This window comes from Shewanella frigidimarina NCIMB 400 (assembly GCF_000014705.1).
Taxonomy (GTDB): Bacteria; Pseudomonadota; Gammaproteobacteria; order Enterobacterales; family Shewanellaceae; genus Shewanella; species Shewanella frigidimarina.
The window spans coordinates 4,264,940-4,289,555 of sequence record NC_008345.1 but is presented as its reverse complement, the minus strand read 5'-3'; the positions used below and the strand labels follow the sequence as shown (position 1 = coordinate 4,289,555).

24 protein-coding genes are annotated in these 24,616 nt (G+C 41.8%); 14 read left to right on the top strand and 10 right to left on the bottom strand.

The genetic code is table 11. The annotated features are described in order from the left end of the window. Window positions 1-262 precede the first annotated feature (262 nt). Window positions 263-523 carry a DUF5062 family protein gene (locus SFRI_RS18565; protein WP_011639029.1) on the top strand — a complete coding sequence of 87 codons (261 nt, stop codon included), beginning with the start codon at window positions 263-265 and terminating at the stop codon, window positions 521-523. A 101-nt stretch (window positions 524-624) separates the two neighbouring features. On the opposite strand, the gene SFRI_RS18560 is transcribed toward SFRI_RS18565, so the two are convergent. After that, on the bottom strand, window positions 625-1,314 hold the full coding sequence (locus SFRI_RS18560) for a DUF3157 family protein (protein ID WP_011639028.1): 690 nt from the start codon (window positions 1,312-1,314) through the stop codon (window positions 625-627). Window positions 1,315-1,601: 287 nt separating this feature from the next. Here SFRI_RS18560 and SFRI_RS18555 point away from each other — a divergent pair, with 287 nt between their 5' ends. From SFRI_RS18555 to SFRI_RS18545, 3 genes are all read left to right on the top strand, one after another. Further along, window positions 1,602-2,588: a DUF4382 domain-containing protein gene (locus SFRI_RS18555; protein WP_011639027.1), complete on the top strand. Its 987-nt coding sequence runs from the start codon at window positions 1,602-1,604 to the stop codon at window positions 2,586-2,588. 371 nt (window positions 2,589-2,959) lie between these two features. Further along, window positions 2,960-4,618 (top strand): hydroxylamine reductase, encoded by a 1,659-nt coding sequence (hcp, locus tag SFRI_RS18550; RefSeq protein ID WP_011639026.1) that lies wholly within the window; start codon window positions 2,960-2,962, stop codon window positions 4,616-4,618. A gap of 113 nt (window positions 4,619-4,731) precedes the next feature. Then, on the top strand, window positions 4,732-5,943 hold the full coding sequence (locus tag SFRI_RS18545) for an FAD-binding oxidoreductase (RefSeq protein ID WP_011639025.1): 1,212 nt from the start codon (window positions 4,732-4,734) through the stop codon (window positions 5,941-5,943). 104 nt (window positions 5,944-6,047) lie between these two features. Here the strand turns inward: SFRI_RS18545 and SFRI_RS18540 are convergent, their stop codons facing one another. Continuing rightward, the gene (locus SFRI_RS18540) at window positions 6,048-7,904 is read right to left on the bottom strand and encodes a sensor domain-containing phosphodiesterase (RefSeq protein ID WP_049763558.1); all 1,857 of its coding nucleotides are present in this window, start codon (window positions 7,902-7,904) and stop codon (window positions 6,048-6,050) included. A 581-nt stretch (window positions 7,905-8,485) separates the two neighbouring features. Beyond that, window positions 8,486-9,010: a GNAT family N-acetyltransferase gene (locus tag SFRI_RS18535; protein WP_011639023.1), complete on the bottom strand. Its 525-nt coding sequence runs from the start codon at window positions 9,008-9,010 to the stop codon at window positions 8,486-8,488. A gap of 158 nt (window positions 9,011-9,168) precedes the next feature. Between SFRI_RS18535 and SFRI_RS18530 the strand changes: the two genes are divergently transcribed. Together SFRI_RS18530 and SFRI_RS18525 are read left to right on the top strand one after the other, a co-directional pair. Beyond that, a complete protein-coding gene (locus SFRI_RS18530; RefSeq protein ID WP_011639022.1) occupies window positions 9,169-10,509 on the top strand; it encodes a M20 metallopeptidase family protein in 1,341 nt (446 codons plus the stop codon). Between the two features lie 348 nt (window positions 10,510-10,857). Continuing rightward, window positions 10,858-11,367: a peptidylprolyl isomerase gene (locus SFRI_RS18525; protein ID WP_041413233.1), complete on the top strand. Its 510-nt coding sequence runs from the start codon at window positions 10,858-10,860 to the stop codon at window positions 11,365-11,367. Window positions 11,368-11,533: 166 nt separating this feature from the next. Here the strand turns inward: SFRI_RS18525 and SFRI_RS18520 are convergent, their stop codons facing one another. Beyond that, window positions 11,534-12,742 (bottom strand): porin, encoded by a 1,209-nt coding sequence (locus tag SFRI_RS18520; RefSeq protein ID WP_011639020.1) that lies wholly within the window; start codon window positions 12,740-12,742, stop codon window positions 11,534-11,536. 369 nt (window positions 12,743-13,111) lie between these two features. Between SFRI_RS18520 and SFRI_RS18515 the strand changes: the two genes are divergently transcribed. Then, window positions 13,112-14,584, top strand: a complete 1,473-nt coding sequence (locus SFRI_RS18515; RefSeq protein ID WP_011639019.1) for an MBL fold metallo-hydrolase RNA specificity domain-containing protein — start codon at window positions 13,112-13,114, stop codon at window positions 14,582-14,584. A gap of 45 nt (window positions 14,585-14,629) precedes the next feature. On the opposite strand, the gene SFRI_RS18510 is transcribed toward SFRI_RS18515, so the two are convergent. Beyond that, entirely contained in the window at window positions 14,630-14,965 is a 336-nt protein-coding gene (locus SFRI_RS18510; protein WP_011639018.1) for a winged helix-turn-helix transcriptional regulator, read from the bottom strand. A gap of 105 nt (window positions 14,966-15,070) precedes the next feature. Between SFRI_RS18510 and SFRI_RS18505 the strand changes: the two genes are divergently transcribed. The 3 genes from SFRI_RS18505 (at window position 15,071) to SFRI_RS18495 (ending at window position 17,656) form a co-directional block, all read left to right on the top strand. After that, the gene (locus SFRI_RS18505; RefSeq protein WP_011639017.1) at window positions 15,071-15,838 is read left to right on the top strand and encodes an SDR family NAD(P)-dependent oxidoreductase; all 768 of its coding nucleotides are present in this window, start codon (window positions 15,071-15,073) and stop codon (window positions 15,836-15,838) included. A 193-nt stretch (window positions 15,839-16,031) separates the two neighbouring features. After that, complete coding sequence (locus SFRI_RS18500) at window positions 16,032-16,556, top strand: DUF3087 domain-containing protein (RefSeq protein WP_011639016.1); 525 nt, start codon at window positions 16,032-16,034, stop codon at window positions 16,554-16,556. An 89-nt stretch (window positions 16,557-16,645) separates the two neighbouring features. Beyond that, window positions 16,646-17,656, top strand: a complete 1,011-nt coding sequence (locus SFRI_RS18495) for an LLM class flavin-dependent oxidoreductase (RefSeq protein ID WP_011639015.1) — start codon at window positions 16,646-16,648, stop codon at window positions 17,654-17,656. A gap of 133 nt (window positions 17,657-17,789) precedes the next feature. Here the strand turns inward: SFRI_RS18495 and ohr are convergent, their stop codons facing one another. Next, on the bottom strand, window positions 17,790-18,212 hold the full coding sequence (gene ohr, locus SFRI_RS18490) for an organic hydroperoxide reductase Ohr (RefSeq protein WP_011639014.1): 423 nt from the start codon (window positions 18,210-18,212) through the stop codon (window positions 17,790-17,792). Between the two features lie 322 nt (window positions 18,213-18,534). Between ohr and SFRI_RS18485 the strand changes: the two genes are divergently transcribed. Continuing rightward, window positions 18,535-20,298: an alkaline phosphatase D family protein gene (locus tag SFRI_RS18485; protein WP_011639013.1), complete on the top strand. Its 1,764-nt coding sequence runs from the start codon at window positions 18,535-18,537 to the stop codon at window positions 20,296-20,298. A 103-nt stretch (window positions 20,299-20,401) separates the two neighbouring features. Here SFRI_RS18485 and SFRI_RS18480 read toward each other — a convergent pair whose 3' ends face one another. From SFRI_RS18480 to arfB, 4 genes are all read right to left on the bottom strand, one after another. Continuing rightward, window positions 20,402-21,409 (bottom strand): class I SAM-dependent rRNA methyltransferase, encoded by a 1,008-nt coding sequence (locus tag SFRI_RS18480; RefSeq protein ID WP_011639012.1) that lies wholly within the window; start codon window positions 21,407-21,409, stop codon window positions 20,402-20,404. A 91-nt stretch (window positions 21,410-21,500) separates the two neighbouring features. Further along, complete coding sequence (locus tag SFRI_RS18475; RefSeq protein WP_011639011.1) at window positions 21,501-21,893, bottom strand: DUF3859 domain-containing protein; 393 nt, start codon at window positions 21,891-21,893, stop codon at window positions 21,501-21,503. A gap of 25 nt (window positions 21,894-21,918) precedes the next feature. Further along, entirely contained in the window at window positions 21,919-22,365 is a 447-nt protein-coding gene (gene aroQ / locus SFRI_RS18470; RefSeq protein WP_011639010.1) for a type II 3-dehydroquinate dehydratase, read from the bottom strand. A gap of 224 nt (window positions 22,366-22,589) precedes the next feature. Beyond that, window positions 22,590-23,006 carry an alternative ribosome rescue aminoacyl-tRNA hydrolase ArfB gene (arfB, locus tag SFRI_RS18465; RefSeq protein WP_011639009.1) on the bottom strand — a complete coding sequence of 139 codons (417 nt, stop codon included), beginning with the start codon at window positions 23,004-23,006 and terminating at the stop codon, window positions 22,590-22,592. Between the two features lie 329 nt (window positions 23,007-23,335). On the opposite strand from arfB, the gene SFRI_RS18460 reads away from it, so the two are divergent. The 3 genes from SFRI_RS18460 to SFRI_RS18450 all read left to right on the top strand — a co-directional run bounded on the left by SFRI_RS18460 (window position 23,336) and on the right by SFRI_RS18450 (window position 24,503). Further along, window positions 23,336-23,701 carry a SpoIIAA family protein gene (locus SFRI_RS18460; protein ID WP_011639008.1) on the top strand — a complete coding sequence of 122 codons (366 nt, stop codon included), beginning with the start codon at window positions 23,336-23,338 and terminating at the stop codon, window positions 23,699-23,701. Between the two features lie 170 nt (window positions 23,702-23,871). Continuing rightward, entirely contained in the window at window positions 23,872-24,048 is a 177-nt protein-coding gene (locus SFRI_RS21385; protein ID WP_011639007.1) for a DUF3012 domain-containing protein, read from the top strand. Window positions 24,049-24,092: 44 nt separating this feature from the next. Beyond that, window positions 24,093-24,503, top strand: a complete 411-nt coding sequence (locus SFRI_RS18450) for a hypothetical protein (RefSeq protein ID WP_011639006.1) — start codon at window positions 24,093-24,095, stop codon at window positions 24,501-24,503. The last annotated feature ends 113 nt before the right edge of the window (window positions 24,504-24,616 follow it).

The window sequence follows — 24,616 nt, the reverse complement described above, 5'->3', positions numbered from 1 at the left end:
CTTTTAGGTGTTTTTATGCCTATTCAAAATGTGTTGTGCGGCTGAATAGTGACAATAAAAACATAAAGTAATAACCCCAGTACAATACCAAGCCTGCGCCTTGCAGCAAAGGTTAATGGTATTAACTAAGATTAATTATTGTAACTAAAGTTACTAATAGTGATATTTGTTAGATTTTGCGGCATTCCGGTTGTAATTGTAGTGGTAATTTGTGGATATTCGCGTAGCTTAATAGCAATAGATAGCACGACGAGGGTGATAGATGAAAGCGGGTAAACACGATACAAAACTGCTCAAGCTCGCGATGGAGATTGGCATGGGATACGCGCAAAAGCGTGGTTTTGAAGATTTTGGCAAAGGCATTTCGCCAAAAGATAAAGTGGAATGTATTTATCGATTATTAGTGCAAGACAATTTAATCCAACCATTAGCCGAAGATAAAGATGATGGTCCAAATCGTAAACATAAATTGATATTGTGGATTAGTAAGCAACTGCCTAAAGAACATGAATTATTGAACTAAGGTTACCAACCTACACACTAAATTAAGCCCAAATGAAACGATATTTCATTTGGGCTTTTTGTCTTTAGCACCTGTATGTACAGGCGCTAATATCGATTTTACTAACGTGATTCAATTTCAATAATTTTTAAGCTGATTAACTGCTTTTGCCATTGCTGCTTATTAACACCTTCTACCCAAATTGTATCACTTTGGCGATGCTGACCTTTACGCAGGTAAGTTTCTGGCATACGGAATATAGCTTCCCAGGCTTCAAGCTTTTCTGTTTTGAGCAATGCACCGTTGTCATTGTAAAAACTCACTTCAACTTCAACAACTGTGACATGTTCGTTACTGGTGCTGTCAAAATCGAACACTAAGCCGAGCTTATCGCCTTTCCATTTTGTGTCTGCAAGGGTGATTTTAATGCCGTCTTTAGCCGTACTGCCTAATAATTCTGGTTGTGCTAACGCCGCTGCAGTTAAGCGTGTGGTTGCTACTTGAGAATTAACTGCAGGCGCAGTAGGCATGGCAACCGATTGTGCTGCAACAGGTGTTGTTGCTGCAGCTACCGACGCTGCAGGTGCAATTGCAGGCGGTGTTACTCCGTTTGCTTGCTCTGTGATGTCTGCTTTAGCAGCTTGCACTGGTTGGGTTACTGTTTCGGTAATGATGTATTCCCAAGTGAAGTCGTCTTTTAGACGAACATTGGCACCATTTTCTAAGGTGATAACAGCAACATTGGCGGCCATTGCTGCTGGAGCGAGTAATAAAAATAGGGCTGATGCGATCGCATTAAGTTTGGTTTTCATCTATTCATCCTGATTGAAAGTCTTTAACTCTTTTGCTCATTCTACGTACTTTTATAGTAGAAATGGAAATAAAGTGTGGTTCGATATTCATATTTCACAGCCGCATGTTGTAGCGCAATATTTTATGCTTATGTCGCTATTGATAAGTTATGTGTGAATTCATTTTACAATGTTAATTTTAGGTTATAAATCATACTAATTTAAACGCTGTTTGTTGATGTTGATCAAATTCAACTACCTCTTTGTAGGTAACACTAGTCGTGTTTCAAATACATTGAGGACATGTGATGAAAACTTATTATTCAGTATTAATGTTATCTTCAGTTTTATTGCTGAGCGCTTGTGGCAGCGATAGCGATAGCACAACCGATGTAGGCCAATTCTCTTTAGGAGTGTCTGATGCTCCTATGGTTGGAGTGTCTCGATTAGGATTAGTGATGAATGAACTTGTTATGACGGACGCTAAGGGAGAAATACACCGTTATAGCTTACAACATAGGGAGTTCAATTTACTCGATTATCAGGGCATGAATAGGCATCTTGCCATTGATAATATCGATCTACCTGTTGGCCAATATCATAATGTCCACGTGACAATTGATCAGGGCGATGGCAATCAGGGTTGTTACGTTGAAGATGGTCAAGGCCGTCATAGTTTACAAGTTGAAAATGGTTATTTGCCAATAGATGATGTGCAGATTATTGCTAACCGAGAACGTGTGATGACGTTGGAAATTAATTTATTTCGGGGTTTGTTGATGGAGCAAGAGCAATACCAATTGCGTCATCGTGCAATGTGGTCAGTTGATAACAGTCAAATGGGCCATTTAATTGGCGAAGTCGATCCGCAATGGGTTGCCAGTTGTGAAATGGACTACGCAGATCTCACTCCAGTTGGCGGGGAATTTTATCATTTAGCTTATTTATACCCAGACAGTGTCACTTCTATTGATCAAATGGCCGATATGGGAACAACACCTCCAACAGGGCTAACGGCTCCGTTGTCGGTGAGCCGATTGTTACAAACTACTGATGGGGATTGGTATTTTGCAATGGGATATTTACCCGAAGGGAACTACCGCGTGGGTTATAGTTGTTTAGGTCATTTAGATGATCCAATCCTTGATGACATTAGCGCAGGCCCATTTGTAATGTATAAAGATGCAGACACTATAACGATTGAATCAGGCCCTCTTGGTGGACAACAAACGATACATGAGTGCGGCAACGGCAATGGTGGGCATCATGAAGGGCATGGTGGCCACGGAGGCTAGTGCTGAGGTTAATAGATCTTTCTATCGTTTTATTAATGCTTTATTTGTTCCGGCAAAAGACTTTTTTAACTATTTAATTTGGTCAATCAACTAAATCAGTAAGACATACAGTTAATGATGTCTTACTGACTCTAGCTACGTTATGTTCCCTATATTCATGTTCATTATGTCGCTATAGATATTGATTTTAGCGCGCCATACCCTCCGTTTTCATTCAACAAATACCAATCAATATTAGCGATTGCTGAAGGTGATGTGGCTCATAAAATCTAACATTGCTACCAAAAACGGGTTTTGATTTACAGTGTAAAGAGTAAACTCGCTTCTAACATGTAAAACTTATACATGAATAATATTTGAGGAGTAGAGTTATGTTTTGTGTGCAATGTGAGCAAACCATTAGAACACCAGAAGGCAATGGCTGTAGTTACTCGCAAGGTATGTGCGGCAAGTTAGCGTCGACGTCTGATATTCAAGATTTATTAATCTATATGCTGCAAGGCGTGTCGGCTTATGCAGTGAAAGCGCGTGAGTTTGGCATTGTAGACAACGACATTGACACTTTTGTGCCGAAAGCCTTTTTTGCCACGTTAACTAACGTAAACTTCGACGATGAACGCTTAATTGATTATGCCTACCAGGCACAAACGTATCGCGACCAATTAAAAGCGGCTTACATTGCTGCTTGTAAAGGCCAAGGTGTCGAGCCAGAAATGGTGAGCGGCCAAGGTGAGTTATTACTTGCTACCTCAAAACCTGAGATTTTAGCCCAGGCGCCAATTGCACTGCTTAACGGCGGAGGCGTAAATGAAGACATTTTAGGCTTACGTTTATTATGCCTATATGGCTTAAAAGGCGCAGCGGCTTATATGGAGCATGCTCGCGTATTAGATCAAACTGATGTCGATGTGGCTGCTGAGTTCCATAAAATCATGGCATTCTTAGGCGAAGACTCTGTTGATGCTGACAAGTTATTTGCTACCGCAATGGAAATTGGCCAATTAAACTATCGCATTATGGCGATGTTAGATTTAGGCGAAACCACCTCTTTTGGCCATCCTGAGCCAACACAAGTGAATACCAAATCTGTTAAAGGTAAAGCGATTTTAGTGTCTGGTCACGACATGAAAGATCTAGAGCTTATTCTTGAGCAAACCGCAGGCAAGGGCATTAATGTCTTTACTCACGGCGAAATGTTACCAGCACTTGCTTACCCAGCATTTAAAAAATACTCGCATTTAGTCGGCAACTACGGCGGCGCTTGGCAGAATCAGCAAAAAGAATTTGCCACTTTCCCAGGTGCAGTAGTGATGACCTCAAACTGTATTATCGACCCTACAGTGGGTGAGTACTCTGACCGTATTTATACCCGCAGTATCGTAGGTTGGCCTGGTGTAACTCACGTTGAAGGTGATGATTTCAGCGAAGTGATTAACAAAGCCCTTGAACTTGAAGGTTTTGCTTATGATGAAATTCCACACATGATCACCATCGGTTTTGCCCGTAACGCCTTAATGGCAGCAGCACCAACCGTAGTTGAAAACGTTAAAAATGGTTCTATTAAGCACTTCTTCTTAATTGGTGGTTGTGATGGTGACAAGTTAGAACGTAATTACTTTACCGATTTAGCTAAATCTGTGCCTGACGATTCAATTATTTTGACCTTAGGTTGCGGTAAGTACAAGTTCAATAAATTAGACTTTGGTGACATCAATGGTGTGCCACGTTTACTTGATGTGGGCCAATGTAACGATGCCTATTCTGCTATTCAGTTAGCGTTAGCGTTAAAAGATATTTTTGAGTGTGACCTTAATGATTTACCGCTGAGCCTAGTGTTGTCGTGGTTTGAGCAAAAAGCGATTGTGGTGCTATTAACCTTGTTATCGCTTGGCGTGAAAAACATCCGTACAGGACCTACTGCGCCAGCGTTTTTATCTGAAAATCTAATGAATATTTTAGAGCAACAGTTTGGTTTACGTGGCACTACCGATGTTGAGTCAGACTTAAAAGCCATGATGAACGTGGCGTAATTAGCCCTAAAAATCGTGCATTTATGTTACCCGTATTTGCACGATAACGATTAAAGGCGATATGAGATTTTCATATCGCGCTCTGTGTTTTTTACTGCGTTAAAGGTGTCAAAATGAGTAGTACTCCCTCAATTGGTTTTTCATTTTCACAAGCGCTTTCTGCCCAAGCGGCAAAAAAGGTGACTCCTGTTATCGAGGCCCCCGTTATCGAGACTCCGCCTACGGTGCAACCACCTGCGTTGACAGGCTCGAAAGCACTTTTGGCTGCTGAGAACTGGCAACGAGGTGAGGTGCAACTTTGCTGTGTTGAAAAATGGAATGAAACCCATGATGTGGTGAGTTTTCGATTTCAAGGGATTGAACCGGTTAAGTTTAATTTTAAACCGGGACAGTTTATTACCTTTAAACTCGACATTAATGGCGACAAGGTTTACCGCAGTTACACTATTTCATCGTCACCTTCACGACCATTTTCGTTAGTGGTTACGGTTAAAAAAATCGCTGGTGGTTTGGTGTCTAATTACTTAACTGAGTCGCTCAATGTTGGCGATGAAGTGACGGTTACTGGCCCTGATGGAATATTTAACTTGATCGACATTGAAGCCGATAAGTACTTATTGTTAAGTGCCGGTTGTGGTGTCACACCTATGCATTCTATGTCGCGTTGGCTTTGCGATACCACTACCGACAGTGATATTGCCTTTGTACACAGTGCCAAAACGGTTCATGACATTATGTTTGCCGATTCGATGGCGTCAATGGCATCACGAAGCCCGAGTTTTAATCTTAATTATGTACTTGAGTCAGACAGTAATAAGCAAGATTTAACCGATAAACATACTTCTACAGGTTGCGAAGGTGGCCGCTTAAGTTTAGAAACCTTAGTCAAATTAGTACCAGATTATCAACAGCGTACGGTATTTGTTTGTGGACCAGAACCCTACATGGCTGCAGTAAAATTAATGCTTGAAGCTGCCGAATTTGATATGAGTCAGTTTAATCAAGAAAGCTTTGGCGCAAGTAGCGCTCTGGGTTTAAAAGCGGCGCTAGACAGTAATCCATCAACAGAACGGTTTATGCTGAGTATTGGTGATAAGCAGGTGCAGTTAACTGGCGATCAAAGCCTACTTGATGGCATAGAGTCTGCAAAATTACCGATGATTGCGGCTTGCCGAACGGGTGTATGTGGTGCATGTAAATGTCAGGTTGTTTCAGGCACTACTGTATCGTCTAGCAAAATGGCATTAACCGCTGAAGAAATCGCTGCAGGTTTTGTATTGGCGTGCTCGACTAAAATGACTTCGAATGTGCAGTTAAAAATGTGATACGGCTTACTGTAGTAAATACAAGCCGACTTTGTATCGGTCGGCTTATACGGTACTCGTTGAGTGCGGAACTATTGCTACACTATTGCGACACATGCAGTAGATTAAAATAGAGGTGTCATTGAGGGAATTAAGTATTGCTGGGCAAAATCATTGGCATCTACAGGTTTCCCCAAATGATAACCCTGCCATATGTTGGCACCTTGTTTAGCCACAAAATCGGCTTGGAATTGATTTTCAACCCCTTCTGCTACCAACGATAATTGTAAATTATTTGCCATGGCGATAATGGTGTTAACTAACTGTCGGCTTTGTTCTGAAGTTTCAAGATTACGTATAAAACTGCGATCAATTTTAACCGAATTAAACGGGTAGTTTTGCAAATAACTGAGTGATGAATAGCCGGTACCAAAATCATCTAAAGACAACCGGATCCCATGATGGTGTAACTTATTTAATATTTCTTGGGCATGTGTAGCATCGTGTATAAACGCATTCTCTGTTAGTTCTATTTCAAGTAAGTTGCCAGGTATTTTATATAACTCCAGCAGTTGCACAATCTTATCTATCAAGTAACTATCTTTGAGCTGTACAGGAGAAATATTAATCGCCAGGTAAAAGTCTCGGTTATATAATTCGCGCCAGTAAGCTAATTGTTTCAACGCATTTCTCAACACAAAATAACCGATTTCAATAATCTGTCCAGATTGTTCAGCATTTTCAATAAAGTCGACCGGTGACACTTGACCTAAAGTTGGGTTATACCACCTGATAAGTACTTCGGCACCAATAACATTTTGGCTTTGGGTGTCGACAAAAGGTTGGTAATTTAACGACAGCTCATCGCGGCTAAGCGCACCTCTTAATAATGACTCCATTTGTATACGATTAGAGAGTTCGGATTCCATTTTGGGGTTAAAAAACTTATAGCCATTGTTATTACTTATTTCACAGTGTGAAAGTGCTGCGCTGGATTTTCTGGAGAGCTCCATAAAACAACTACCATCGTTAGGATAAAATGATACGCCTATTGCGGTGGTAATGGATGCTGGGAAGTCATCAACATGGATAACTTGAGCAAAATGTTGACACAAACGACTGCAAAAAGCCGCCATCTTATCGGCATATAGCTGTTTCTTGGTGGAGATAACGATGCAGAATGTGGTTTCACTGACAGTAGCAAGGTAGGCGTTATTAGTAATAAAGCGCTGTAGCTTCTGAGCCACTAAATTACGCACTTTTTCACTCATGTCATAACCTAAACCGTCTTGAATGACTTTTAAGTTTGTGATGCTGAAATGGACTACTGAAATACTGGTAAATTCATTTTTGGTCGTTAGTTGGTTAAACATCGTTTCGAGCTGGTTGAATTTGGGTAATCCGGTGACAGTGTCGAAACGTTGTTGAATATCGAGTAGTTTTTCTGCCGCTATTCGTGAGTCGATTTCTTGCATTAAATCATTGTTAAGCTTTTCTAATTCAAAAGTGCGCTGTGCAATACGGGTTTCTAATTGTAAATTAGCTTGTGCCAGCTTTTCCTTTTGATCGAGTATTTCTAGATTACTTTCAACATTTTTACGAAAGCACTCCAGCAGCATAACAAGATCGGCTGAGTAACCTTTTGCTTTTTTGTCGAGTACACAAATGGTGCCAAAGGCCTCGCCGTTAGGCCAATTGAGCGGTAAGCCGTAATACGAAATCATACCAACAGCAAGATCTGGATTTTGGCGCCAACGAGTATCGGTTAATGCATTTTCAACATGTAATTCAGTTTGTTGCTCAATGACTGATTCACAATATAAGCCATGACCCAGCTTGTCCTTCATCCCAGGAGAATATGGGCTGTCGGTGTTATTGTTGGCAACAAATACTTCCATTTCATCTGCATGCAGTTTCATGATTAATGATGCCGGCACTTTAGCGACCTTAGCGATGAGGTCTACTGTAGTTTGCCAAGACATTAGCATTTCTGGTGGTATCGAAATCGTGTTGTTTTTCAACAGCGGGATTACCTCTTCTTTATAGTATTGCGACTCAATAAATAAACCTTAGTTCGATAGATTTAACGATTATAAATACGCTTAACGGTCTATCGTTCTGTAAATTCGATTGTTATGGCTGATAATAGAAGTTTTAAAAACTAAGCCTATAAAAATAAACGAATTTTACTTATACGATGCAAGGCATGTCATTGGATCTGTAGAGGCTATGGAATGAAGGGGAAATACGGGCTGTGTAATTTCGAAAGCATCCGTGTCTTTGCTGCGTAACTGTTCTGGCTATGCTAAGCGCAGTGGAGGCTCTTCATCCATGAATCTCTTACATTTCTTACATACCATCATAAATATGTCATATAACGGTGTTGAGCATAAATGTTGTCTGAAGACTTAAATTTATGCAGTTGTTATTCATAAACTACTTAAATAATCTAGGTTATGCAAACATTAGTTAAACCGATATTGGGTGAAAAACATTCATTTTGTGATGAGGTTCACGTAAGAGGTTGAGCGTAAACAAACAGCTATGTTGTTTTTATTTCAAGTTAAACTGTATGAGTCTTTAATAAAATCTCATAACGATTAATAGTGAATTCGCCATCTTGGTATTGAGAGTGATATGTCATGCCTAGTTTAGTGGCCACATTGATTGAGCCGCTATTGGCATCGACAACAGTGGCATAGACGATGCTTAAATCCATGTGTTTTTTGGCATATTCGATACAAGCTAGGTTGGCTTCTGTCGCTAAACCAATGCCCCAGTAATCCGGGTGTAAGCGATAGCCAATATCGACGGCATTAATACGAGTTTCATTTTTAAAACCGCAAAACCCAATAACAGTATTGGTCTCTTTAAGTACCACAGCCCAACGGCCAAAACCGTATTGCTGATATTCAGCTAACCAAATATTGGTAATGATGTTTTCTGCGTCGGTTAGTGTTGTGCACATTCCTGCGTCACCGGTATAGAGGCTGACTTGTTCTGGAGCATTAAAATGCAATACTGCAGGTGCATCTTCAAGGGTAAATTCTCTTATAATTAACCTTGGTGTTTCAGTAATGACTGTCATTGGTTTCCCTTATTATTATTTCTCTGACCACAATGACTTAATCACTATGCCACAATTAACCTTATCCCTTAACTTGCGGTTACCTAAAACCCATTACAAAGTGGCTTAAGCTTATGGTAGGTTAACATACTCAAATCCCGACAATTAAGAATAATAATATGACCTGCTTACGTGTTGCGTACCCCTTATTGGCGTTAGTGTTTTCAGCTTCGTCGTTGTCTGTTACTGCTAGTGCGAGCGATCTTGATCTCTCTGTAAGTAAAGCGTTACCAAAGCTTGAGCAGCTTTATTTACATCTTCATCAACACCCTGAATTGTCATATCAAGAAAAAGCCACTAGCCAACGTATGGCGCAAGAACTCAAGCAATTAGGCTTTGAGGTTACGTCTAATTTTGGCGGTTATGGTGTGGTTGGTATTGTCAAAAACGGTAATGGACCCGTGGTGATGATCCGTGCAGATATTGATGGCTTACCCATTATTGAGCAAACGGGAAAAGAGTACGCATCGACCGTGACAACCCTTAATGCGGACAACAGTACCGTTGGTATTATGCATGGTTGCGGCCACGATATTCACATGACCAGTTTAATTGGTACTGCACAGCAACTGATGCTTCACAAAGCCGACTGGCAAGGTACTTTGATGATGGTGGCTCAACCAGCAGAAGAAGTCGGTGGCGGCGCCAAAGCCATGCTTAAACAGGGTTTGTTTAGCCAGTTTCCAACACCAGACAGCATTATTGGTTTGCATGTTAGTGCGTCAATTCCTGCAGGAAAAGTAGGCACGGTAAGTGGTTATGCCCTGGCCAATGTTGATTCGGTTGATATTACCATTAAGGGCAAAGGTGGCCATGGCGCCTATCCGCACGTCACTATCGATCCTGTGGTACTTGCAGCGCGCACAGTACTTGCACTGCAAACCATTGTTAGCCGCGAGGTCTCGCCGTTAGAGCCTAATGTGGTTACTGTTGGGTCTATTCATGGCGGCTCAAAGCACAATATTATTTCAGATGAAGTGAAGCTTCAGCTCACCTTACGCTCGTATAACCCTAAGGTTCGTGAGCAGCAAATAGCGGCGATTAAACGTATTACTACCGGTATCGCGATTAGTGCTGGCTTGCCAGATGACCTTATGCCTGTGGTGTATGTACATGATGATGAAACCATTCCGTCAACCTATAACGATCCTACGTTAGCCGCTAAGGTTAAAGCCAGTATTGAAGCCGAGTTAGGCAGTGACAATGTGCTGGTGGCACCGCCAGTAATGGCTGGCGAAGATTTTGGTTTATATGGGCTCACACCACAGAAACGCCCGATTACTTTATTCTGGCTGGGCGGGGTAGAACCTAGCCAGTATCAAGCGAGTGTTGAGTCTGGCAATACCTTACCTTCTTTGCATTCTAGCCAGTTCGCGCCAGATTATCCGTTAACCATTCGCACTGGCGTTAGGGCGATGACACGCACCGCGATGGATTTATTTAATCAACCAGCGCAATAAACTTGAACGTTTACATTCAAGTCAGTTTGCACCCGGTTATCTATGCCGTTAACCATTCGCACTGGCGTTAGGGCGATGACACGCACCGCGATGGATTTATTTAATCAACCAGCGCAATAAACTTGAACGTTTACATTCAAGTCAGTTTGCACCCGGTTATCTATGCCGTTAACTATTCGTACTGGGGTTAGGGCGATGACACGCACTGCGATGGATTTATTTAATCAACCAGCAAAATAAACGAACAGTATTAAAGGACAGGATTTCATTCAACGATAAGTGCAATAGCCGCCTTCGGTTCTATATAATATAATGGCGGCTATTCTCATTTTTGGAACATGGCCGTATATGATTATCTTTAGCACCAACCTTGGCGATTTTACCGTAGAGCTTGAAATGGAACGTGCGCCGGTTTCTTCAAAAAACTTTTTAAAATACTGCCAAGATGGTTTTTATGAAGGCACTATTTTTCATCGCGTTATTAAAGGTTTTATGGTGCAGGGTGGTGGCTTAACCGCCAAAATGAAAGAAAAGCCAACCCGTGACCCGATTGCCAATGAAGCCAATAAAGGTTTGAACAACGTGTTAGGTACTTTGGCGATGGCACGTACAGATGCGCCGCATTCAGCTACTGGGCAATTTTTTATTAATGTCGCCGACAATGATTTTCTAGACCACGCTGCAATGACTAATGCGGGTTGGGGTTATGCAGTGTTTGCAAAAGTGACTGCCGGTATGGATGTTATTCAGCAAATGGAGCGAGTTAAAACAACGACGATGGCAGGCCATGAAGATGTACCGCGTGAGCCGATTATTGTTGAGAAAGTGACGATTGTTGACGAGAAACCCGTCGCTTAAGTGCGCTGCACTATCTAAACACTCGCTATTAATCATTAGCGAGTAAGTAATAGCTATTAAGCACTAGCGATTAACTATTAGCACTAGCTTAAAACAACGCAATAAAAAAGGTTCGACATCACTGTCGAACCTTTTTTGATCGGTTTGTTAAACCACAGTACTTACATTAAAGAGTGAAACGAATACCAATGGCAACGCCGTCATCTTCAGACACTTCCATTCTGGCTTGCTGTGCTTTGTCTGCACTGGTGAAATCGCTGTAATCACGGCGAGCTTCAACATATAAAACAGTATCTGGGTCAAATACATAATGTAAACCTACTACGAAAAACTGACGTTTGAATACGTCATCTGGATCGGTATTGTAGTTAGGTTGGATCACGTAGTTAGAGCCAGCATCAAGAATATTGTACGAAATAAAAGTACGAATATTGTTATCGAACTTATATGAGAACAATGATTCAACACCCACAGCGTCGTTAATTAAACGACCGATATTGTCGGTGTCATGATTTTCGTTTTTGTTTACGTTGGCAGCAGCATAAAAACCATTTTGCTCAAAGTTGCCCCAAGTGATACCCATGCCGTAAATAAGATCAACAGCAGTGGATGTTCCACCGTTACCAAAGGTCACATCAAACTCACCACGGTTAACACCGGCAGTTAGCACTAGCTTATCAGTTGCTTGGTAAGTGACAGCACCACCATAGGTATAGTTATACTCAACTTGTTGTGCCGACGTTGAACTTGTTGCCCATAACTCTTCACAGGCCTCTTGAGTAATATTTTCTACATCACAAGTATAGAAAGCACGGTTTTTAAGTTGAGCTTGCACGGCAAAACTTACGTCGCCAAAGCTGTTACGGTACTGAACGGTTTTGTCACCACGACCGACACCGTTTACCGCGCCGTCATCTTTGTTATAAGTGTAAACACCCGCAGTGTTTCCGTCCCATACAAAGCCATAGTTTGTGCTGTATACCACGTCATACCAAGCACCCCACTGCTTGCCAATTGTGATGCTACCGTATTTGTCATGCGATAAACCGGCATAACCAAGACGGTTATAGAAAAACTCTTCTTGAATTGATTCAAAGCGGTTGTTGTAAACAATGTCTGTGCTACCGACCGGATTTACACCCCACTCAAGCAAGGCGTAAGCTTTCCAGTCATTTTGGAGTTGACGACTAAAACCAAAATTAATGCGTGAAGCACCGTTAACAACTTCTGTTTCACCTTGGGTATTGATCACGCGCGCATCAATAAAGCCGCCAATTTTAACCGCATTGACATCATCTTTATAAACTTCGATTGCCGACGCTGCAGGTGCGATAAGAATTGTTGAAATCAATGCTGCAATTAATGTTCTGTTCATTTTAATCTCTTGTCTTGTTGTTTGAGTAAGCACAGCTTAGTCCGTTAATATATCTTTCCATTGAGGCGACGGAGAATATCAAACCTATGAGTGACTCTCAAAGTGAAATATGCTCAAAAAAGGCGATATATCTCATATAATTCATTGTTCAATGACTTAGTAAAACCGAGTGTTAGTAATGGGTTGCGTTATGGTTAATAAATGTAAGTAAATGTTGCGAGGTGGTTGTTTATGCACTTAATATGGTTTTTTATCTATTTGTTGAGGCGAGTGTTTTTTAAGCGTTTATTTGATGTAGATCGCGACTTTATTTCACCAATGGCATACGCTTAATTTAGCAATGTTATCGATTTTATCGGGGGCGACATTATGGACATGACTTTACAGTTTCACGGCGCAACTCAAGAGGTCACTGGATCTTGCCATTTACTCACCGTCAAAGGGCAGCAAGTGCTACTTGATTGTGGATTAATTCAAGGGAGTAAAGCTGACGCGTTACGTAATCACGATCCTTTTCCATTCGATGCAACACAAATCCATGCCGTGGTATTAAGCCATGCACACATTGATCATTCCGGCCGTCTGCCTTATTTGATTAATCAGGGGTTTACTGGACCTATTTATACTCAAAAAGCCACCGCGCAGTTATGCGATGTCATGTTGCGTGATGCAGCCATGCTGCAAGAAAGAGATACCGACAGGCAAAATAAAAAACGTGCAAAACATGATTTAGAACTGCTAGAACCGCTATTTACCGAGAAAGATGTTGATCAAGTGATGGCGCAGTTTGTGATGGTAGATTATGGTCAACGCGTACAGGTTGCCGATGCGGTAGAGGTTTGTTTATCAGATGCAGGACATATTTTAGGTTCTGCTGTGGTTGAGTTGTGGTTAGGCAATAAACCTGAACAGAAAAAACTGGTTTTTAGTGGTGATTTAGGTCGTGCAGGCATGCCGGTTTTGGATGATCCAACGTTTATTGAACAAGCTGATTTAGTGCTAATGGAAAGTACTTACGGTGATAGATTGCACCGCAGTTGGGAAGATACATTGGTTGAACTGAAATCAATTTTTAAACGAACAACTCGTGAAAGTAGAGGCAATATTTTGATCCCGGCATTTTCTGTTGGCCGATCTCAAGAGCTGCTTTATCTGTTCCATCTATATGCCAAAGAGTGGGACTTATCGCGTTGGCGTATTTGTTTAGACAGTCCAATGGCGATTAAAGCAACTGAGGTATATGTTAATAATTATCCGTTGATGGACGATGACTTTAAGCGTTTTACCCGCATGTCACCAGGCAACCATCCGTTGTTATCTAGTGCTGAATTTGTGTGTAGCACCGAAGAGTCGATAGAGCTGAACGATATTCATGAAGGGTTAATCATTATTGCAGGTAGTGGTATGTGTAATGGTGGCCGAATTCGTAATCATTTTGTGCATAATCTATGGCGTAAAGAAGCCGATATTATTATTTGTGGTTTTCAGGCAATGGGAACGCCAGGGCGAATACTAGTCGACGGCGCTGAAGAGCTGACGATTCATGGCCAAAGTATTAAAGTGGCTGCCAGTATCCATACTGTCGGTGGGTTATCAGCCCATGCCGACCAAGCCGAGTTATTGTCTTGGTATCGCCATTTTGAGCATTCTCCCGCAGTGATATTGGTACATGGTGAACTAGAAGCACAGCAAGTATTGATTGAAGCGCTTAATCAAGACAGTGACAATAAACCGAAAAATAGTGCGATTGCCCAACGAGGAGATTGCCTAGACTTAAACGCGTTACCTGAGTTTGTGTGGCTGAATACGGCGAGTGGGTCTAATGAGCCATCAGAAACTTAATTTGAGTGAATGTGTTATGAGCTGAACGATTGCTTAGCCTGCGGGCTAAGCATCAATTTCGTGTTGCAGCTTTTCAATATCATCTAATATGCGCATAAATTTTTGGCCAAATTCGGTCACTTGGTATTCTACTCTCGGTGGAATTTCAGGGTAATTAATTTTATTCAAAATGCCAAATTCGATGTTTTTTTTCAAACATTGATTGAGCACTTTGGTGCTGAGCCCTTCAACTGATTTTACCATTTCACCAGGACGGTTAATGTTATTGGCTAATAACTGATACACAGTTAATGACCATTTACAGCCGTAAATGGTTTCGACCATACGGGCACTTTTCTCTGGGGCAGACTTTCGCAGAAATAATTTTTCTTTTGTATTCATTAATATGTACCTAAAAGTACCTATAGGACTTAATTGTACTTACTATTCAATCAGATAGTTTGCCAATAAGCTTAACACACTTACTCTTTTATTAGGTGTGTTCAAATGACGAATTCAACTCAAACAACAGCGCTGATTATTGGCGGTACAAGTGGTATCGGTTTTGAAACGGCCAAACAACTCGTGCTTCAGGGTGTTGATACCATTATTGTTGGCAATAAAGCCGACAAACTCAATGCTGCAGTGGCGCAACTGTCTCCACTTGGAAATGTCAGTGGCTTTCAAGCCAATTTATACGATTCGCAAGATCTCAGCCGTTTGATCAATATGATCAACACCATCGATCATAAAATTGATCATTTAGTTAATGCTGCCGGTTATTTTAATCCTAAGCCGTTTTTAGATCACCAAGTGAGCGATTACGATATCTACATGGAGCTTAACAAAGCCATTTTTGTGATTTCACAGGCAGTAGCCAGAAACATGATTAAACATCATGGCGGTAGCATAGTGAACATTGGTTCTATGTGGGCTAAACAAGCGATTAAAGCCACACCATCAAGCGCATATTCTATGGCTAAAGCGGGTTTACATGCATTAACTCAACACATGGCAATGGAGCTGGCGGAGCATCACATTCGCGTTAATGCAGTATCACCAGCCGTTGTGAGTACGCCAATTTATCAAGCCTTTATTGAACCGCAAGATATGGCCGCTGTGCTTGATAGTTTTAATTCATTCCATCCAATTGGTCGAGTAGGTAGTCCGGCCGATGTAGCAAACAGCATAGTATTTTTGTTATCAGAGCAAGCCGCTTGGGTGACGGGCTCGATATGGGATGTAGATGGCGGCGTGATGGCTGGTCGTAACTAATATTCCGCTTACAATCGGGCATTGCCTATTTGAATGATGAATTAATGGGGAGCGATCTTGGTCGCTCCTGATTATCAACTCACTTACCCCCAATAGCATTAGATTAAATCACACTTAATAAGCGTTAATATTTCATTCTATAAATAGCTGTGACGCGTTAAGCTATAGATAAATAAGTGATGTGAGCGGCGTGATGAAGTTAGTTACAATTAATAAAAGCCAGTATCGTTCGGTTAACAATCAAGTACAGATAGGTTTAGTGGCAACATTGGCTATTTTGTCTGTGATATTTGGTCAGTTGATGATCTATTTTTTTGGCGTTAAGCCATTACCCGGTGCAGAGGCTACTGGCAATTTTCATCTTAATTTTACTGGGGTGATTTTGGCGCTAATGGTATGCAGCCTATTAATACGTAACCTGCGTACCAAACAGAAATTTTATGAAGTCTATTATGTGTGGCAACTGAAGCAGCTGCAGAACAAAATTTACCGCAAGCTGAAATCTGTTCAACAAGCTGCCAAAGACAATAACCGTAATGCATTAGTGATACTCAGTTTTTATTATCAAAGCTTGGCACTAGTGTATGAGTTAGATAACAACACGTTAACTATTTCAAACGTCAATAATGAGTTAAATAAACTACAGCAATGTATCGATGCCGCCGGTGTTTCTGTTGATGCTGATGAGTTTACTCCCGAGATGCTACAAGCCTTTTAGATCATCATCTGTTGAAAACCTTTCTTACTAGCTCGACAGCTTGGTTTTCAGTGGATGCCATCAATTCTTACCTTAAATAAGGAGCCATGATGTCAATATTGGCAGATATTCCTTTTTCATTACTCGAACTCGCGCCGATGCGCGAAGACGCCAGCGTCGCTGAAACATTACACGGTAGCCTACGTTATGCTCAACATGCCGAAAATGTTGGTATTAATCGTTTTTGGTTGGCTGAACATCACAATATGCCAGGCATTATTTGTTCGGCAACCTCGATATTAATTGGCTATATAGCAGGTGGGACTCAACGTATTCGTGTTGGTGCTGGCGGGATCATGTTACCTAACCACGCACCCTTAGTGGTTGCAGAGCAGTTTGGCACCTTGGCCAGTTTGTATCCCAACCGTATAGATTTAGGCTTAGGCCGCGCACCCGGTAGCGACCAAGTGACGAGTCGTGCATTGAATCGTGATGATAGCCGAGCTGAACACTTCCCAGAAGAAGTGAGCGAACTACAGTCATTATTAGGTCCGCGATCGCAGCGTCAACAAGCTGCATCCGCCCAAGTGAGAGCGATTCCGGGCGAAGACACTAATGTGCCAATTTGGTTATTAGGCTCAAGTTTGTTTAGCGCTCAGTTGGCTGCTAAACGTGGATTGCCGTATGTATTTGCAGGCCACTTTGCACCGCGTTTTTTATATGATGCAGTTGAGCTTTATCGACGTGAATTTATTCCTTCAGCTGTATTGGGCAAGCCTTATGTTATGTTGGGATTACCTCTGGTCGCCGCCCCAACAGATGCTGAAGCAGAGCACCTTAGTACTAGCTCGAAACAACGTATTTTGGCGTTAATTCGCGGCAATGAAATGTGGCTTAAACCGCCTGTCGATAGTATGGATGGGTTGTGGAGCGAGCAAGAGAAAAGCTACGTTGATAACTTTTTAAGTTTGTCGGTGTGTGGCGGACCAGCAACGATGAAACATCGACTTGAAGTGATTGTTCAACAGCTAGGTGTTGATGAGCTTATGTTTACCAATGACTTATATGACAGTGAACATCGTTTACGCGCCTTGGATATTTTAATGAGCGTGAAACAATAGCGCCGCTAAAGTCATCGAGTTGGCTAAGTAAGTTGACTAAGTCAGTGTTGATGGGTTGGCACAAATACAAAAAAACCAAGACATCTGTCTTGGTTTTTTGTTTGTAAGTCAATAAAACGGGTTTACAAAAAGCTTAAATTGCTTGACCGTTTACGGTTAATTTTACATCGATGTTGCCACGTACTGCGTTTGAATATGGGCAAACTTGGTGCGCTGTTGTTACTAACTGTTCAGCTTCTGCTTGGTCTAAATCAAGTTCAACTGCTAGCGCTACTGTTAATGCAAAACCACCATTATCATTGGCACCGATATCGACAGTTGCTGTCGTTGGAGCGGCCTTGATAGCGACTTTACTTTGGCTGGCTACATGCAGAATCGCGTTAGAAAAACATGCGGCATAACCTGCAGCAAATAACTGTTCTGGATTAGTAAATTCACCGCTGCCACCCATTTCTTTTGGGTAACTTAACTGTAAATCAACTTTTTTGTCGTCGGTAGAAACTTGACCATTACGGCCTGCTAATGCTGTTGCTGAAGTGGTATATAGTGCTTTCATAGTAAACCTCATGTAAAAGTAAATTAATTTAAGTTGCGCGCAATCTAATTGTGTTTACTATAGCTAAGCCACAAACAATTTGCAACTACATTGTGTGCAATTTAATTCCCGTTGTTGTCTTATTATTTAAAAATCACTGTCTAAAAATTACTATTCAATGGCTATAAACCTTAGCTGTACTTCAGTATCAATTTGATTAGCTTGTCATTCTTCTGTCACCTTTATGTCATCATTAGCTCTCACAATAGCCACTCATTAGACCTCTTAGGCAGTGCTAAGCATCGCCACATAATATGCGAAAGATAAAAAATAAGGATAGGCTATGAAACGGTTTGTAACTCGTCGTGACTTTTTGGCTATGTCAGCTAAAGGTGCTGGGGCAGTAGTGGTGTCTTATGGATTAATGGGCTGTAGCAGTGATGATGACGATGTCGTATCGGGTCAGTTTTTGCAAGGGATTGCCAGTGGCGACCCAGCTGCAGATGCGGTGATTTTATGGACTCGGGTTACGCCTGATGTGGAAGGTGACATTACTGTGTCATGGGAAGTGGCCACCGACAGCGGTTTTAGCCAATTAGTCACTAACGGCCAAATGATAACGAATAAAAACCGAGACTATACCGTTAAAGTTGACGCTGTCGGACTTGAAGCGGGCCAACAGTATTTCTATCGTTTTAAAGCGGGTGAAACGGTATCTGAAATGGGTCAAACACGCACATTACCTGAAGGTAGCGTGGCGTCTGTTAAGTTGGCGGTAATGTCATGCGCTAACTTTCCTGCTGGATATTTTAATGTGTATGAAATGGCCGCACAGCAAAATGATTTGGATGCTGTCGTGCACTTAGGCGATTACTTATATGAGTATGCTCGTGGTGAATATGCCAGTGAACATGCTGTCGAGCTTGGGCGTGAAGTGTTGCCAGCCGGTGAATTATTTTTATTAGACGACTATCGCACCCGTTACAGCCAATATCGTAGTGATGCGAGCTTACAAAAACTACATGCCAAAGTACCGTTTATTACCGTGTGGGATGACCATGAAGTGGCCAATGATACGTGGAAAGACGGTGCTGAAAATCATAATGATGGAGAAGGGGATTTTGATCAACGCAAACAAGCCGCACTACAAGCTTACTTTGAATGGCTGCCAATTCGTCCATGGAGTGAAGGTAACCATGAAGAAATTTACAGAAGTTTTAATTACGGTAACTTGGTTGATTTGCACATGCTCGATACTCGGGTATTGGCTCGCGATAAACAATTAGAATATAGCCAATATATTGATGCGACCACAGGTGCATTTAACAGCAGCACATTTTTAGCTGATGTAACCGATACTGACCGCACCCTGTTAGGCCAGACTCAACTATTGTGGTTACAACAAACCTTATTGCAGTCTACTGCTAAGTGGCAAGTATTAGGTCAACAAGTGTTAATGGGCAAAATGTTAATGCCAGCGGCCATTGCGACTCTGCAAATGAGTATTCCGCAGTTTGCTGAACTTGCAGGATTAGCGCAGCTAGCGGGCCGTGCTCAAGCGGGCGACCCAACATTAACCGCAGAAGAGTTAGCTTACTTACAAGCGAATCAAGCCAAGCTGACGCCAGAAGTTATTGCATTGCTACAGCTGCCAGCCATTCCATACAACTTAGATGCGTGGGACGGTTACGCCTACGAGCGCGAAGTGATTTTAGCGACAGCAAAGTCGTTACAGCATAACTTGGTGGTTATTGCCGGAGATACTCATAATGCCTGGGCCAGCGATTTAACCGATAGTGGTGGTGATATTGTCGGAATAGAATTTGCCACAAGCTCGGTGTCATCCCCCGGGCTTGAGTATTACTTAGGCTTGTCTGATGCTGAAATGCCGGCAACTGAAGCGGCAATAGTCGGTTTGGTCGCCGATCTTAAATACGCTAATTTGAAGGATCGTGGTTACTTATTACTGACATTTACCGAAAATGAAGTCCGCAGTGATTGGCAATACGTCGATACTATTTTAGATAAGACATTTGTTAAGTTAGATGCTCGTGGTTACAGTGCTACCAGTACCGCTGGTAGCCCTAAAGTCACGCCGGTGTCGTAATCAGCTGATGTGAATTCGCAGATACAATTCAGCCACCTTAAAGGTGGCTGAATTATTTATATAAGAGGCATAACGCTTAATTAAACATATAACTAATTTACTGTTAGTCTATTGTTAGCACGACAATTTTTAACGGATGATTGTCATCAAATGCGGGGAAGTCTAGGTGGCAATCTAACCACTGAGTCGCAGTGACTTTACGGCCTTGCTTTTCTACGCAACGGACTAGGCTGTCGTACCATGCTTGGCGATCAACTTTAGCGACATTATTACAACAGACAATTTTACCGCCGACTTTGGTGGTTAATACTGCTGGTTTAAATAAACCTTGGTAATCATTGACTAAGTCGACAATACCAAAGGCGCTTTTAGCAAACCGTGGCGGGTCTAAAAACACTAGGTCGAACTGAGTCACACGCAGTTTAGGGTATTTAGGCAGTTTTTGATTACGACGACCGCCAATAGGCAAACCCGCTAATTGACGCAATGCCGGAAACGCATCACTTTGAACAAATTCACACACATCAGTGACATTGTTTAGCTCAGCATTTTTTTGTCCCGCAGCTAATGCAAATGATGAAAAGTCGACATTCATGACTTTACGAGCACCGCCCATCGCTGCAGCAGTACCAATACCACAAGTGTATGAAAACAAGTTTAGAACACTCTTACCTTGGCTGTTAGCGCGTACATATTCACGCCCAATACGCATGTCTAAAAATAGCAGCGGATCTTGACCTTCATGGCGCAACTTGGAGGTAAAAGCGATGCTATTTTCATGGATGACTTGCTCTGATTGCGAGAAGTCTTGGGCTTCATTTTCGGCATGATTGACCACACGAGAATGGCTGCCTGAGCGATCGTTATAGACGATATGATAGTCCGCGTGAGCAGTCAGTAGGCTTGATATGTCTTCAAGTTGCTGAGCCGATAAGGTTTGGTGAAATGTTTGAATAAGCCATGCATCGCCGTAACGGTCAATGTTAAGGCCATTTTCACCTTCAACGGTACCGTGAAAAACCCGATAACAATCAGTATTATCTTTGGCAGCTTGCTCAAAAAAAGTGGCACGCTTGGCTAAAGCATCGGCTAAAACAGCTTGAATGGACATGAGGGCTCATTAAATGGTGTGGCTATTGGCGCGGATTATAGCAAACATTCTAACTTAGTGAAGTTGCGGTACAGACTATTAAGCGTCGCAATTAATCTGGTACATGCACCTTAAAGGTTTTGTCTGCAATGATTTTGCCATTTAACTCCAGCGTCATACGCCAATTACCGACTTTATTGCTAATTGGTGCCCAAATGCAATCGCCCAGATAAAAGCGCCAATCGTTTTCTTTTATGAATACAGTACCATCAAATGGCGGGCGAATATGACCATCGTCATCCGGAATATCAGGATGATAAATACAGTAGGTTAATTGCTGGTTTTTGGCTTTTTTTATGCGCGTGATGAAACCAAATTCGGTGTCGATAATCGCAGGCACATGTATCGTTGCCTGCAACAAGCGCGGCAAGTCATCGCTTTGATTGTCCCATTGGCTGAATATGCCACTGTAAATAATGCTCACGTCCGCTTTTAACTTACTCAAGGACTATCCCTTTATAGAATGATATTTAGTGTTTATCGCTCAAGTGCTTAATCGCCGCTTGCAGAGCAAAATCATAACCTTGTGCGCCTAAGCCACAAATTACTCCTAGGGCTTTATCTGAAAAGTACGAATGGTGCCTAAAAGGTTCGCGGGCATGTACGTTAGATAAATGTACTTCAATAAACGGAATCGCTACCCCAAGTATGGCATCACGCAAAGCAACACTGGTGTGCGTAAAGGCTGCTGGATTGATAATAATAAATTGAGCGTCGGTAGCATGAATTGCATCAATCAATTGATACTCGGCATTGGACTGAATATGTTCAAGCGTAACGCCAGCCTGAGTCGCATTGCGAGTTAATTCATCCACAATAGTGGTGAGTGTTTGGTGACCATAATGTCCGGGTTCGCGACGGCCTAATAGATTGAGATTAGGACCGTTGATCAATAAAACTTTTGCTGTTTGGCTCATGATGGTTCCTATAAAAATCGCAAGGTAAGTCGGCTTAATATGCAGCACAAAAGAGGGTTCAACAAGCATTCTTACCGAAGACGGTTATCAGGTAAACCAAAAAATGCTCAACTAGGGTAATACCTTAGTCATTGAGTGATGGCGGATTCACTTTGTTGCTAATAATTTGCTAGCGACTTACTAATGATTTATTAGCAACTGGCTAATTATTTACTAATGACTTATTAATAATCAGATTTATTTTGGCGCATCGCTTTAGTGGCACCGCGTTGTTTTTTGGTTTCAATGCGTCTCTTTTGGCTGCCTTTTGTCGCTTTGGTTGGTATACGGGCTTTTTGTACTATGCCAACACTTCTTACCAGTTCAATAAATTGTTCCAGTGCGGTTTGGCGGTTAAAATCTTGGCTGCGTGATTGTTGGCATTTTATAATTACTTTGCCACTTTTGGTAATACGGTGATCGGCTTTTTCAAGCAGCTTTTGTTGGTAGAACTCGGGTAAAGAAGATGAGGCAATATCAAAGCTGAGTTGCGCTGCGGTTGATACTTTATTGATATGCTGGCCACCCGCACCACTTGAACGGACAAACTGCCATTCAATTTCGTTATCTTGCAATATGACGCGTTGAGTTATTTGTATCATTCGGTTGTAGTGTTCCCCTTAATTAACGGTCATAAACCTGTAACGCTGCTTACTGTTTTTAACGCGGCATGTTTATGTGCTGTAGTTACATTCTACCGCAATCTGGGAAACTTTTCAGGGTTGTCTGCTGTGACATGTATGGCAAGAAGTGGTTTAGCCTTAGCATGGGTATTGAACTAAAAAGCCTGACAGGCCTCAGAGTTATTACATATTTAATGAAATAACTAGAATAGTTTTGTTATCATGAGCGCCATTGTCGCTTTACACGATAACATCACCGTATAAAGTCTGTTCTATGGCCTAATTAGAGGGCCGGAGTTGCCGTTGTTATGTTATGCCAAATCCCCGATATCACTAAAGGTGTCATCAGCTTATTTGTCAGTGGCCGTTTATCGGCACAAGATTACCGTACCCGTTTACAGCCCGCCATTAAGAGTTATCGTAAAGACTGGAATCAAGTGTGTCTTTATATTGAAGCTGATGTGTTGTTAGAAGGCTGGGAGTTTGGCTCATTAACCGGTAGCGGAGAAGTTCAGTTACCTGCGTTTGATGCATTAGTGTTTGTGGGCGGCCCAGATTGGGTGGGTAATTCTGTTAGGCTGATGGGACCCTTTATGCAGGGCGAAGTTGCATGGTTTCCATTAGAGCGTAAACAAGAAGCCATTACTTGGATTGCCAAACGATCTCTGTGCTAAGGGGCCTGTAAATTATTTGCTGGCACCTTTTTACTCGGTTATCGCTTATTTGTTTCGAACATTGCTACACCATAAGTTCTAAGCTGTAGCTAATTATCACAAACTACTGCAGAATTCATCTCGAAAGGTCATCAGACCCTAGATTTTATTATTTTAGAAAAGGATAGCTTATGTCATTGTCAAAGTTGTTTGCCGTATCAAGTGCATTATTGTTAACCCTTAGCTTAACGGCATGTGCTCCAGAAGTGGGTAGTGAAGCTTGGTGTAAGCAAATGAAAGAAAAAGAAAGTGGTGATTGGACTGCCAATGAAGCAGCTGATTACGCTAAGCACTGCGTATTTAAATAATATCGTTTAGGAGTGGGTGGTTGAGTCATACTGTTTTGCCTTTTATGGCTAACATAGCCAAATTATTGATTGCTTTAGTACTACTGCAATTTGTGGGTGCCAATTTAGGTGCGCATCAATTACACGCGGGTAACAGCAGCGAAGAGCAAAATAACCATCCACATCTTCAGTTTACTACCGAAGTGATAAGCCTCGCCGAGTGTGTCGATTGTATTTGTGCACTTGACGGTTCATTGCTGCATTCGGTCAATGATGATCATCAGCATGCTGACAATGTTACCGATGTTGAGCAAGTTGATGTCTGTTTAGATTGTCAGTGTCATGGTGGTCATGTGGCACTTGCTAAGCTTAACGATAATGTTGTTAGTGAACATTTTCATGACCTTTTTACCGATACCAAACTTAACTATTTACCTCCTGAGTCTTTCCCTACTTATCGCCCTCCTATCGTTTAACCCCTTTAAAACACGTTTTTACTGTTTAGCTTCACCTCTATATTCGCTGTTATTGTGCTAATGAATGCTTTTCTGCATTCCATCATGGCGTGATATCTCGCTTGAATGACGGT

Bases quoted from the DNA above. Each gene is read 5' to 3' on its own strand.
- SFRI_RS18565 (WP_011639029.1), top strand. From the start codon at position 263: ATGAAAGCGGGTAAACACGATACAAAACTGCTCAAGCTCGCGATGGAG.
- SFRI_RS18560 (WP_011639028.1), bottom strand. From the start codon at position 1,314: ATGAAAACCAAACTTAATGCGATCGCATCAGCCCTATTTTTATTACTC.
- SFRI_RS18555 (WP_011639027.1), top strand. From the start codon at position 1,602: ATGAAAACTTATTATTCAGTATTAATGTTATCTTCAGTTTTATTGCTG.
- hcp (WP_011639026.1), top strand. From the start codon at position 2,960: ATGTTTTGTGTGCAATGTGAGCAAACCATTAGAACACCAGAAGGCAAT.
- SFRI_RS18545 (WP_011639025.1), top strand. From the start codon at position 4,732: ATGAGTAGTACTCCCTCAATTGGTTTTTCATTTTCACAAGCGCTTTCT.
- SFRI_RS18540 (WP_049763558.1), bottom strand. From the start codon at position 7,904: ATGTCTTGGCAAACTACAGTAGACCTCATCGCTAAGGTCGCTAAAGTG.
- SFRI_RS18535 (WP_011639023.1), bottom strand. From the start codon at position 9,010: ATGACAGTCATTACTGAAACACCAAGGTTAATTATAAGAGAATTTACC.
- SFRI_RS18530 (WP_011639022.1), top strand. From the start codon at position 9,169: ATGACCTGCTTACGTGTTGCGTACCCCTTATTGGCGTTAGTGTTTTCA.
- SFRI_RS18525 (WP_041413233.1), top strand. From the start codon at position 10,858: ATGATTATCTTTAGCACCAACCTTGGCGATTTTACCGTAGAGCTTGAA.
- SFRI_RS18520 (WP_011639020.1), bottom strand. From the start codon at position 12,742: ATGAACAGAACATTAATTGCAGCATTGATTTCAACAATTCTTATCGCA.
- SFRI_RS18515 (WP_011639019.1), top strand. From the start codon at position 13,112: ATGGACATGACTTTACAGTTTCACGGCGCAACTCAAGAGGTCACTGGA.
- SFRI_RS18510 (WP_011639018.1), bottom strand. From the start codon at position 14,965: ATGAATACAAAAGAAAAATTATTTCTGCGAAAGTCTGCCCCAGAGAAA.
- SFRI_RS18505 (WP_011639017.1), top strand. From the start codon at position 15,071: ATGACGAATTCAACTCAAACAACAGCGCTGATTATTGGCGGTACAAGT.
- SFRI_RS18500 (WP_011639016.1), top strand. From the start codon at position 16,032: ATGAAGTTAGTTACAATTAATAAAAGCCAGTATCGTTCGGTTAACAAT.
- SFRI_RS18495 (WP_011639015.1), top strand. From the start codon at position 16,646: ATGTCAATATTGGCAGATATTCCTTTTTCATTACTCGAACTCGCGCCG.
- ohr (WP_011639014.1), bottom strand. From the start codon at position 18,212: ATGAAAGCACTATATACCACTTCAGCAACAGCATTAGCAGGCCGTAAT.
- SFRI_RS18485 (WP_011639013.1), top strand. From the start codon at position 18,535: ATGAAACGGTTTGTAACTCGTCGTGACTTTTTGGCTATGTCAGCTAAA.
- SFRI_RS18480 (WP_011639012.1), bottom strand. From the start codon at position 21,409: ATGTCCATTCAAGCTGTTTTAGCCGATGCTTTAGCCAAGCGTGCCACT.
- aroQ (WP_011639010.1), bottom strand. From the start codon at position 22,365: ATGAGCCAAACAGCAAAAGTTTTATTGATCAACGGTCCTAATCTCAAT.
- arfB (WP_011639009.1), bottom strand. From the start codon at position 23,006: ATGATACAAATAACTCAACGCGTCATATTGCAAGATAACGAAATTGAA.
- SFRI_RS18460 (WP_011639008.1), top strand. From the start codon at position 23,336: ATGTTATGCCAAATCCCCGATATCACTAAAGGTGTCATCAGCTTATTT.
- SFRI_RS21385 (WP_011639007.1), top strand. From the start codon at position 23,872: ATGTCATTGTCAAAGTTGTTTGCCGTATCAAGTGCATTATTGTTAACC.
- SFRI_RS18450 (WP_011639006.1), top strand. From the start codon at position 24,093: ATGGCTAACATAGCCAAATTATTGATTGCTTTAGTACTACTGCAATTT.